Origin of the sequence: Streptomyces sp. NPDC057565, assembly GCF_042801455.1 — a bacterium.
GTDB lineage: Bacteria > Actinomycetota > Actinomycetes > Streptomycetales > Streptomycetaceae > Streptomyces > Streptomyces yanii.
Genome location: NZ_JBHVFU010000050.1, coordinates 47,992 through 57,916, shown reverse-complemented (window position 1 = coordinate 57,916; position 9,925 = coordinate 47,992). Strand labels below are relative to the sequence as shown.

The 9,925-nt window shown below is 68.3% G+C and carries 7 protein-coding genes and 2 pseudogenes; 5 read left to right on the top strand and 4 right to left on the bottom strand.

Translation table 11 applies throughout. From position 1 onward, the window contains the following. Window positions 1-134: 134 nt before the first annotated feature. Window positions 135-977, top strand: a complete 843-nt coding sequence (locus ACFU8W_RS41210) for an IS5 family transposase (protein ID WP_384049154.1) — start codon at window positions 135-137, stop codon at window positions 975-977. Window positions 978-1,002: 25 nt separating this feature from the next. Here the strand turns inward: ACFU8W_RS41210 and ACFU8W_RS41205 are convergent. From ACFU8W_RS41205 to ACFU8W_RS41195, 3 genes and pseudogenes are all read right to left on the bottom strand, one after another. Continuing rightward, window positions 1,003-1,134: pseudogene (locus tag ACFU8W_RS41205) on the bottom strand (IS6 family transposase); the annotation flags it as partial. Window positions 1,135-1,752: 618 nt separating this feature from the next. After that, on the bottom strand, window positions 1,753-2,553 hold the full coding sequence (locus ACFU8W_RS41200) for an SAM-dependent methyltransferase (protein WP_366138715.1): 801 nt from the start codon (window positions 2,551-2,553) through the stop codon (window positions 1,753-1,755). Window positions 2,554-3,230: 677 nt separating this feature from the next. Further along, complete coding sequence (locus tag ACFU8W_RS41195) at window positions 3,231-3,602, bottom strand: hypothetical protein (RefSeq protein WP_384049151.1); 372 nt, start codon at window positions 3,600-3,602, stop codon at window positions 3,231-3,233. 540 nt (window positions 3,603-4,142) lie between these two features. Between ACFU8W_RS41195 and ACFU8W_RS41190 the strand changes: the two genes are divergently transcribed. Both ACFU8W_RS41190 and ACFU8W_RS41185 read left to right on the top strand, forming a co-directional pair. After that, entirely contained in the window at window positions 4,143-4,328 is a 186-nt protein-coding gene (locus ACFU8W_RS41190; protein WP_158711215.1) for an AlpA family transcriptional regulator, read from the top strand. 254 nt (window positions 4,329-4,582) lie between these two features. Further along, on the top strand, window positions 4,583-6,094 hold the full coding sequence (locus ACFU8W_RS41185) for an FUSC family protein (RefSeq protein WP_384049176.1): 1,512 nt from the start codon (window positions 4,583-4,585) through the stop codon (window positions 6,092-6,094). A 222-nt stretch (window positions 6,095-6,316) separates the two neighbouring features. On the opposite strand, the gene ACFU8W_RS41180 is transcribed toward ACFU8W_RS41185, so the two are convergent. Continuing rightward, entirely contained in the window at window positions 6,317-7,474 is a 1,158-nt protein-coding gene (locus ACFU8W_RS41180; RefSeq protein WP_384049148.1) for a tyrosine-type recombinase/integrase, read from the bottom strand. Between the two features lie 84 nt (window positions 7,475-7,558). On the opposite strand from ACFU8W_RS41180, the pseudogene ACFU8W_RS41175 reads away from it, so the two are divergent. Together ACFU8W_RS41175 and ACFU8W_RS41170 are read left to right on the top strand one after the other, a co-directional pair. Continuing rightward, window positions 7,559-8,713: pseudogene (locus ACFU8W_RS41175) on the top strand (FUSC family protein); the annotation flags it as partial. A 130-nt stretch (window positions 8,714-8,843) separates the two neighbouring features. Beyond that, window positions 8,844-9,899 (top strand): lactonase family protein, encoded by a 1,056-nt coding sequence (locus ACFU8W_RS41170; RefSeq protein ID WP_384049145.1) that lies wholly within the window; start codon window positions 8,844-8,846, stop codon window positions 9,897-9,899. Window positions 9,900-9,925: the final 26 nt, after the last annotated feature.

The following is a 9,925-nucleotide window of genomic DNA, read 5'->3' as shown; positions in this document are numbered from 1 at the left end:
CACGGCGGAGAGTGAACGTCCTCTGGGCGATGATCCGTGACGGAGCGTGCTACCAATCCGCACCGAGTGTCGCACCCGCGGTTTGACAACGGCATTGGGATGTTCTCTACGCTCAGTGATCACGAAGGACAGCCGTGCTCGCACTGCCATCTTGCCTGCTCGAGCCCTTGTGGGACCAGTTCGCGGCGCTCCTGCCCCGGCACGTGGACACCCATCCGCTGGGCTGCCACAACCCGCGCATCCCTGATCGCATCGTCTTCGAGCACGTGATCGCCGCCCTGGTGCACGGCTCCGGATATGAGCGGATCGCCACCGCCGGATGCTCGGACCGCACCATCCGGCGCCGTGTCAGATACTGGGCCCAGCAGGGAATAGCCGAGCAGGTCCATGCCCTGGCGCTGGAGGCGTATGACCGCATGATCGGCCTTGCGCTCGATGAGCTCTCGGTGGATGGCTGCATCACCAAGGCGCCCTCCGGTGGTGAGAAGGCCGGCCGCTCCCCGGTCGACCGAGGCAAGCAGGGCGTCAAACGCTCGATGACTTCCGATGCCGTCGGCATCCCCCTCGGTATCGTCTCCGCAGGCGCCAACAGACACGACTCGCCTCTGCTCGGTCCGACGCTGGAAGCGACGAAAGATCAGGTTGGACGACTGCCGGAGCGCGTCAACGTCAACCTCGACCGAGGCTACGACAGCGCCAAGTCCCGTGCCGTCCTTGAGGAGTTGGGATTCACCGGCGAGATCGCCCGCAAGGGCGTCCCCGCCCCGATCCAGGCCGGGAAACGATGGGTGGTGGAGCGGACACATTCATGGATGAACGGCTACGGCAAGCTGCGGCGCTGCACCGAGAAGAGTGGCAAGGCGGTGGACTTCTACCTCCACCTCGCCGCAGCGATCGTCACGCTCCGCATGCTCATCCGCCGCGCGACGACGCTGTACCGCTGGGACACCCGGCCCACCACCCGCCGCCTCAAGTGATGCCTACTGCCGGTCGGTCTTAGGCGGGGCCGAACGCGGCGCACCAGGCCCGAACCGTCTCGTAGGAGACCATGATGCCGCGTTCCAGGAGGAGCTCCTCGACCTCCCGGTAGGAGATCGGGAAACGGTGATACAGCCACACAGCGTGACCGATCACCTCGGGCGGAAACCGGTAACTCTGTACGACGGTGCCGTCCCGCTCTCCACCCGCAGCCTCTCCTCGCGACGATCTACACCAAGATCATCCCACGGCTCGGGCCGAACCTGACAACGCCCTCGGACCAGTTCCGTGGGGAGCAAGATCCTGCCTGGCCGGTACAGCGATGAAGGCGAGAAAGGGAAGTGGTTTCGTCGCCTGGTCCGGCGCTGCGAAGAGCGGAACTGGCGTCGACAGATCGTCTCGGAGTAACACACCGCGCCCACCCACAGCCTGCCCCGGGCCCCCACCCCCTCCGGGGGCCCGGGCGCCCCGCACCGGCGAGGGGCGTGATCGGCCTGCAGGTACCCCGCGGGGGCCGGCGCTGGCGGGCCGTAACCGGAGGACGTCCTGCTGCTCGACGCGTGGCCGGAGCTGCACCGGGCCCAGGCCATGCCCGTGGCGGCCCGGGCGCGGTGTTCAGCGGTGGGCAGGTGCTCGGGCCGCAGGTGGCGGGCGTACACCGCCTTCTCGGCGGGCGACGGGGCTCGTCATCGGCAGGTGCTTGCCCGTGCCGGTCCCCACGGCCCCGCCCGTGATCGCGCAGGGAGTATGGCGACCAGATGCCCTGCTCGACGGCTATCGCTTGGCGGCCACGAACCCCCACTGGTCGACCGGCTCGCCGACGGCAGGCTCTTCGGGGCGCCACAGGCTGATCGAGCCGAAGCCCGGCTCCACCAGCTCGAGTCCGTCCGCGAAGCTCCCTATGATCTCCCTGGGACGCGAGATGTACGGCATGGCACCGCCACTGGCGTACTCGTCGGACCCGGCCTGCGTCTCAGGAGTCGCGATGGTGTCGCACAGCATCAGGTAGCTGCCCGCGGGCAGCGCGTCCAAGTAGCTGCGCAGCAGCGCCGCGGCCTCGTCCGAGTCCGCGACGTGTCCCAGCGTCGAGAGCACCATCACCGCCACCGGCCGGTCGAGGTCCAGCGTCCGGCCGGCCTCGCGCAACACCGTCTTCGCGTCCGTCAGGTCCGCGTGCACATAGTCCGTCGCCCCTTCGGGCCGGCTGGTCAGCAGGGCGCGTGCATGGGCCAGGACGATCGGGTCGTTGTCCACGTACACGATGCGTGCCGTCGGCTCGACGTCCTGGGCGACCTCGTGCGTCGCGTTCGCCGTCGGCAGACCGGTGCCGAGGTCCAGGAACTGCCGCACCCCCGCCTCACCGGCCAGATAGCGCACCGCTCGCGCCTGGAACGCCCGGGAGGCGCGCGCTATCTCAATGATCTGTGGGTACAACTCCTCCATCGTCGCCCCGAGCCGGCGGTCCACCTCGTAATTGTCCTTGCCACCCAGCCAGTAGTTCCACACCCGGGCCGAATGCGGCGTGCCCGTGTCGATTCCGTCCACCGGCGTCCGCATGCCCTGCTCGTCAGTCATCAGCCCTCTTCACCTCGCACATCGGCTGCGCGGACGACCTCCCGTACCGCGCACGCCCATGCTTCCTCACCAGCAACATCCGCACCAGCCCGACAAGGAAGTAACTCCCTTACAGGGCCCGGAGAAAGAACCGGGCACAGACCCGGGAAGACGGGCGTGGTGGACTCGTTCCTGCCGCGAATCAGACTGTCGGGGATCACCAGGGTGGGGCCGGCGTCCACAACGGGGCGCGCCTGGGCCCCCGGGGCGGCCCAGCCGGCTGCGGGGCAGGCCGGAGGGCCGTGACGGGTCGGCCGTCTCGTCGTTGAGCATGCAGAACGCCTGCCCCGACGTCACGTACGCCGTCCGCGGCAAGGGCTGTCCACTGCCCTCAGGCGTACGTCCCTACGCCCACGTCGCTCTCGTGTCCAGCCAGCCGATAGACGATCAGATGCGTCTTCTCGCCGCCACGCGCGTCCTCGCGCGCCCGGAACCCCTTCTGAGCCAGGTGCGCGGTGAGGCGGCCAAGACCCTCACGATGGTGAACCCGAAACAAGCATCTGAAGCCTCTGGTGGAGACGGTTCTCTTGGTCGAAAACCCATCTACCAGGGGCTTCACCGCACTGTCAGCTCAACTGGACATCTTGGCCAAGAGGTTGAAAGACTTCGACGTACCGAGTTGCAAGTGCTGCGCCGAGTCAGACGTCGTTCATCAGAGCAGTCAGCTCGGCGTCAGTGGCCTCGGTCCTGAGCCGAACGTCGAAGTTATAGCCCTCGTCGCAGAAGATCAGATCGAGGTCCGCCGGAGCGAGCCTGCGGAAGACGACCGCCAACCACGCAGCGTCCTCTTGCCAGACGTCCAGGTACAGGCAGGTCCCATCCTGATGCAGATATGCCTCGCCCGGGCCGTTCTCCGTCTCGAAGTACCAGCAGCTGCTCCGTACCTCGCTTCGGTCCGTCGAGTCGACCTCGACATCTGACCACCGAGCCCGGATCGCCGCAGTTAGCGCTTCGCGGTCGACCCGCCATCCGCCCGCCTCACCGTCAATAAGTACCAAGAACTGCGCCATGACAGGTGTCTATCACCCGGCTCCGACACTCAGCCCGGAATCGTCAGACTGAGGTTGGAAAAGGCTCACTGCGTAGTGCGCGGCGAGGTGCGTCGGTGGACAGCCGGTGGACAGACGCCTTTGGACGGTGCAGCACGGCCCAACCCGATGCACCCATTCTGAACAGCGGAAACGTCACGAGGCGACACCACGCGGCAGCGGGCAACATGATCGCTCACGCTCTCGTAATGCGTAGGTCTCATTACTTGAAGACGTGCGCCGACTGCACTCCAGGGCAGGCCCTGACAGCGCTGAAAGCTAAGAATGCCCAGGTCAAGGCCCATCCAGTCAGCACGTCGATGATGTTCGCCGGGAGACCGCCCCGCGCGGACTCCTTTTACTTCACGGACACGTTGTGTCATAGGCCGGAAGGTGTGTGCGGCGGGGTTGCCATCCTCCTACTCGAAATCCTCGGCCACGCCAAAACGTATATCGGTCGGATCATTCTGCCGGTGGCAGAGAAGCTGTGAGCACTGTGACGTGATGGCAGATTGGGTGGCTATGCCTGCGGAATTTATGGACGCCAAGACGACGGCGGAGTACCTGAACATGTCGATCTCCTGGGTGTACCGCGACGCCCCCGCCCTCGGGCTCGTTCCGTACAAGTTTGGGCGTGGCCGCAACGCCAAGATCCAGTTCAAGGTCTCCGAGGTAACGGCCTGGGTTCGGCAGCAGAAGCTGCAGTGATCAGGGGGAGGTTCTGAGGCGGTGGCTGCCGTTCGCGCGGCGGCATCGCGTGAGGGGTTGGTCCATTGGCGCTGCTGCGGCCGGGCAAGGTGAAGTGATCCTGGGCCATTGGCCCAAAGGATTGGTCCTCAATTGAACCATCAGCCCCCCAGGTGCTGAGATGGGTCTGTCAATGGCGCTGCGGGTCCCCCGGGGATCTCTGCGGCGCCTTTCTCATGTCTGCGCTGGTCTATGTGCGAAAGGGACGGGGCAACTTGCTGAAGAGGGCGTTCATCGCACACGATCCGGGGCGGATCCGGCTGCGGTTCGCGTCCCGGGCTGTGCTCGGCATTGGGCTCGCCGTCGCGCTGTGCGGGGCGGCCGGATACTCGCTGACGGCGGCCATTGCCGGTGGCCTGGCCGCGCTGCTCGCGCTGTTCACAGTGACCGACCCGACGGTGCGCGGGCAGGCGATTACGACCGCGTTTCTCCCCGTCGTCGGTCTCCCGGTGCTCACGCTCGCCGCCGTGCTGCACGATGTGCCCGTCGCGCGCGATCTGGCGTTCCTCGCCGTCGTGGGTGCGGGGGTGTACGCACGGAGGTGGGGGCCTCGCGGGCACTCACTGGGCGTATTCGGCTTTATGGCCTATTTCTCTGCCCAGTTCCTGCACACCGTGCCCGGCCAGCTGCCCGAGCTGTACGTGGCCGTGCTGCTGTCGCTCATTGCGTCGTCGGTGGTGCGGTTCGCGGTGTGGTGCTATGAGCGGCGGCTCGCGGCACCCGTAGCAGTCGCCCTCACTACCGGGGCGGCGGGGCTTGGGCGGATCACGACGCGGCAGGCCGTGCAAGCGACGTTTGGGGCGGGGTTCGCGCTCGCGTTGGGGCAGGTGCTCTCCGATCAGCGTTGGTACTGGGCGGTCGGCGCCACCTGGTGGGTGTTCGTGGCCACAACCTCGCGAGGTGAGACCGTCGTGCGCGGGTTCAGGCGATTCTTGGGGACGGTGCTCGGGATCGGGCTGGGCTTCGCCGTGGCTGTGCCGCTGCACCATGAGCCGGTCGTGGCCGCCGTGGTCGTGGCGATGAGCGTGTTCGGGATCTTCTATACCGCCGCTGTCTCCTATACCTGGATGATGCTGGCCGTGACCGTGATGGCGAGCATGCTGTATGGGCTGCTCGGCGTGCTAGACGCTGGTCTGCTCATACTGCGGGTGGCTGAGACGGCGGCTGGGGCGTTCGGCGCTGTATTGGCGGTGCTGTTCGTGCTGCCGGTAACCACGCACTCCGTGACCGAGGCGTGGGTGGAGCGGGCACTGCGGTGCGTGCAGACGTGCACGGCGGAGGCCACTGCCCGGCTAGCCGGGAGCGAGGACGCTGCCCCAGCCCAGCGAGTTGTCGAACTGGAGGCGATCCTCGGCCGGGTGCGCTTGTCGCTTGCGCCGCTGGTGCATCCGCTCAACCCGATGAAGGCGCGCAAGCGACGGGCGCGGCATGTGCTCGCGCTGCTCGATGACTGCGCACGCGAGGTGCGCGGCCTGGCCTCCGTTGCTGCCGACCCGGAGGCCTCGCACGACATCCGGCTCGCCGCAGCCTGCTGGCGGGTGGAGGCCGCCGTCGAGGCCCTCACTGACGCGCCGACCGTCGGGCGGCCCCTCCGACTCGGCAACGCGACGGCCACGGAGCCGACGGGCGCCGAACCAGTGCTCGCCCACCTCCATGCGCTGGAGCGGGCCCTGCTCGAACTTGCCGTGCCCCTGCGGAGGGCCAGCCAAATTCCGGCCGGCGCCTGAGCCTGCGCGCGCGATGAGGTTGTCGAACATCACCCCGACCCAGCACTGCTCCTCGGCCTCCGACATCCGGGTCAGGGTGAGCGTGATGGTGCGATCGCTTGCGCGGTACGGAGACCGTTTTACTTCGCCGTGCCTGAGGACTTCGGTCGCGCCGTACACGACGTTGTCGCACGCGCGACACTCTTCGCCACCCAGCTCCTGCGCGGCAGTGCAGCGCGTAGATCAGATAGCCGTGTCGAGCAGCTTCGCGGCCCTGCCGATGGAGGACGGCATGAGGTGGCGGTAGCTGCGATACGTCACCTCGATGGACTTGTGGCCCATCCACTCCGCAACATCCGTGATCGGAATACCCATGGCCAGGCAATTGGAAGCGAAGAAGTGGCGCAGGCTGTACATGGTGTAGCCCGCAGTTATGCCAGCAGCGCACAAAACCTTTTGCCATTTGTGGCGGAACGCATTTCCGCTGTAGTACGGGCTGCCGCCGACACCAGCCCCCCCACGACCGCCATTGGTCAGTAGGTACCCCTGTGAATCCGCAGGGTGTGTTTCCGTGTATTGCATCAAGTACGCGCGTGTCTTCGCGGGCATCGGCGTCTCGCGGAACTCGCCCCAGTTCCGGTGTTTGAGTGGCGCCGGTACACGTTGGCGCCCATGGATCTGGTCGTTGATCCGGTAAACGTCCTGTGAGACGAGCCCGTTGACGTTCGTGGCGTGCGCCTCGCCGTTCCGTAGACCGCAGCCCGTCATCATCTCCATGACAAGGCGCAGGTCTTCGTCGTGTGCGTGGTGCCGGATGAGGTTGAGCTCCTCCAGCGTCGGGATCACGATGTCCTTGCGCTGATGGTCCGGTGGCGTAGCGTCCATGAACGGGTCGAGCGTCAGGGCGCCTCGACGTCGCGCAGAGTTGATGACCAGCCGCAGGACCTTGTACGCGTTCACCTGCGCCGCGCTGCCGACGTCGTCGAGCATCATGTCGCCGACGAAGTTGTCCACGGTGCTCGCGGTAAAGGTGCCGATCTTGCGCGACCCCAGGCGGGGCGCGATGTGCACCGTAAGCGCCCGCTCGTAGCTCTCGACGCTGTTGTCCTTGAGCCCACGAGCTCGGTGGCTGATCCAATTGGAGGCGAAGTCGTCAAGGCTCTGGGCGGCGATATTCTCGCCGTCGGAAGGGCCGGCCTTCTGCGCTCCCTTCTTCGACTGATACAGCTCCGTGAGCCTGGCTGTCGCCTTGTCCTGTGTCCCGTAGCCCGACTCCTCACGCTGCTTGCCGGCCGCGTCCCTGTAGCGGATCTTGTATGGGTGCGGGCACCGGGTCGGTGCCTTGCAGGTGCACTCCTTGAAGAACGTGCCCATGCCGCGTGCGAGGGCCCTGGCTGCCATGTACTGACTCCGTACTCGTGCTGACGTTTTGCTGACCCCGGGGGCGTCAGTATGGCGCTGACCTGCGGCCGCGCCTAACGAACAGCGTTCATGGCGTTCTTCATGGCGCAGTTCCTGCACGCCGTACCTGGCCAGCTGCCCGAGCTGTACGCCGCCGTCGCGCTCTCGATCATCACCGCATCGGCCGTCCGCTTCGGTGCCTGGTGCTACGAACGACGGCTGCCCACGCCCGTCGTACCCGCACTCCCGGGCAGTCGCGGGCTGGCCCGGACGACCACGCGTCAGGCGATCCAGGCAACCGCCGCCAGCGCCTTCGCGCTCGGCATCGGGCAGTTGCTGTCCGCCGACCGCTGGTACTGGGCCGTCGGCACCGTCTGGTGGGTCTTCGTGAACACCGCCTCGCGCGGCGAGACACTGGTCCGTGGCTTCCGCCGCGTCCTGGGCACAGTGGCCGGGATCGCCGCAGGGCTGCTGGTCGCCGTGCCGCTGCACGGCGACACGGTTCCCACCGCGGCCCTCGTCGCCGTCTGCGTCTTCGGCATTTTCTACACCGCCGCCGTCTCGTACAGCTGGATGGTCTTCTTCGTGACCGTGTTGGCCGGACTGCTGTACGGCCTGCTCGGCGTCCTGAACCCGGGGCTGCTCGTGCTCCGCCTCACGGAGACCGGGGCCGGAGCCCTCGGCTCGGCGCTCGCCGTCCTCCTCGTACTGCCCGTCACCCTCCACGCGACCACCGACGCCTGGATCCAGCGCACGCTGCGCTGCGTACACGCCTGCACCGCGGGGGCCGCCGCCCGCCTGGCCGGTTCCCCGACCGCCGACCCCGGTCCGCAGGTGACCGAACTGGAGGCGCTGCTCGGCCGGGTCAGGCTCTCGCTCGCCCCCCTGGTGCATCCGCTCAACCCGCTGCGGGCCCGTAAGGAGCGCGCCCGCCAGGTCCTCGCTCTGCTCGACCTGTGCGCCCGCGAGGTGCGTGGTCTCGCCGCGGCCGCCGCCGATCCCGACGCCTCGCACGATGCCCGTCTCGCAGCGGCCTGCCGCCGGGTCGAGGCCGCGGTGCTCGCTCTGGCGCAGCCGGGACCTCCCCGTACGGAACTGAACGCGCTGCCCGCACACGCGGCGCACCACCACCCCGGCGCCGAGGCGGCACTCGCGCATCTGCACGCCCTGGAGAGGGCACTCGCGGAACTCGCCGCGCCCCTGCGCACCTCACCCCGCGCCCCGCTCGTCCCGGCCTGACCTGCGACCTGCGGCAGCAGGCGGCGATGCGGCCCTGGTCTAGACCGCGCAGGGTGCACTGCTACCGTCGCCCCGGAAGATCTTGGCGGCCCGAACCGCCGTGATCAGTCGGCGGAGAGGGGCAGAAGCGGTGAGCAGCAACGGTGCGGGACGGGCATTCATAGGGTCGTTCACGTCGGCGGGCGGTCGGGGAGTCATCGTCGCCGCCCTGGACCGGCAGACCGGGGCGCTGACCGTCCTCGGCGCCACGGACGCCGTCCCCGATCCCTCGTATCTCGCCCTGGGCCCCGGCTCCACCACCCTCTACACGGTCAGCGAGACCGAGTCCGGCGCGGCCGCCGCCCTCGACGTCACCGGCGACGACCCGCGGCTGCTCGGCGGGATCCGGCCGGTGGGCGGCAGCGGACCCACCCACCTCGCACTGACCGGCGGACACCTGATCACCGCCAACTACGGCTCCGGCAGCGTCACCACCCTCCCCGTGCGCGCCGACGGAACGCTGGACGCCGCCACGTCCGTGCTCCGGCACGAGGGAAGCGGACCGCACCCGGCCCGCCAGCAGGCCCCGCACGCCCACCAGGTGCTCCCCGACCCGTCGGGCACCTGGGTGCTGAGCGTGGACCTCGGAACCGACTCCGTACGGATCTGCGCCCTCGAGACGAGCACCGGCACGCTGCGGCTGCACGGCGAGACGGTGCTGCGACCGGGAACGGGACCGCGCCACCTGGCCTTCCACCCCGCGGGCACCCACGCCTACGTCCTGAACGAACTCGAACCGACCGTCACCGTCTGCCGGTGGGACGCGGCCACTGGAACCCTCGCACCGGTCGGCGAAACGACCGTGGTGCCCGAGGACGTGGCCACCGACGCGGACGCGGTCGTCCACCCGTCCGAGCTCGTCGTCTCGCACGACGGCCGGTTCCTCTGGGCCGCCAACCGGGGACACGACAGCATCGCCGTCCTCACCCTCGACGAGACGGGCGAGAAGGCGTCCCTGGTCACGACCGTGAGCTGCGGTGGCCACTGGCCGCGCGACCTCGCCCTCGATCCCACCGGGCAGTGGCTGTACGCGGCCAATGAGCGGTCCGGGAACGTCAGTTGGTTCGCCGTCGACCCGAGCACCGGCATCCCGCGCCACGCGGGCTCGCTGACGGCTCCTGGCGCCTCCTGCGTGATCTTCGGCTGAGCCGACCCACCGTCCGGTCCCAGGGC

What these genes read in the sequence shown, in the direction of transcription:
- ACFU8W_RS41200 (WP_366138715.1), bottom strand. Translation starts at nt 2,553, where the DNA reads ATGACTGACGAGCAGGGCATGCGGACGCCGGTGGACGGAATCGACACG.
- ACFU8W_RS41195 (WP_384049151.1), bottom strand. Translation starts at nt 3,602, where the DNA reads ATGGCGCAGTTCTTGGTACTTATTGACGGTGAGGCGGGCGGATGGCGG.
- ACFU8W_RS41190 (WP_158711215.1), top strand. Translation starts at nt 4,143, where the DNA reads ATGCCTGCGGAATTTATGGACGCCAAGACGACGGCGGAGTACCTGAAC.
- ACFU8W_RS41180 (WP_384049148.1), bottom strand. Translation starts at nt 7,474, where the DNA reads ATGGCAGCCAGGGCCCTCGCACGCGGCATGGGCACGTTCTTCAAGGAG.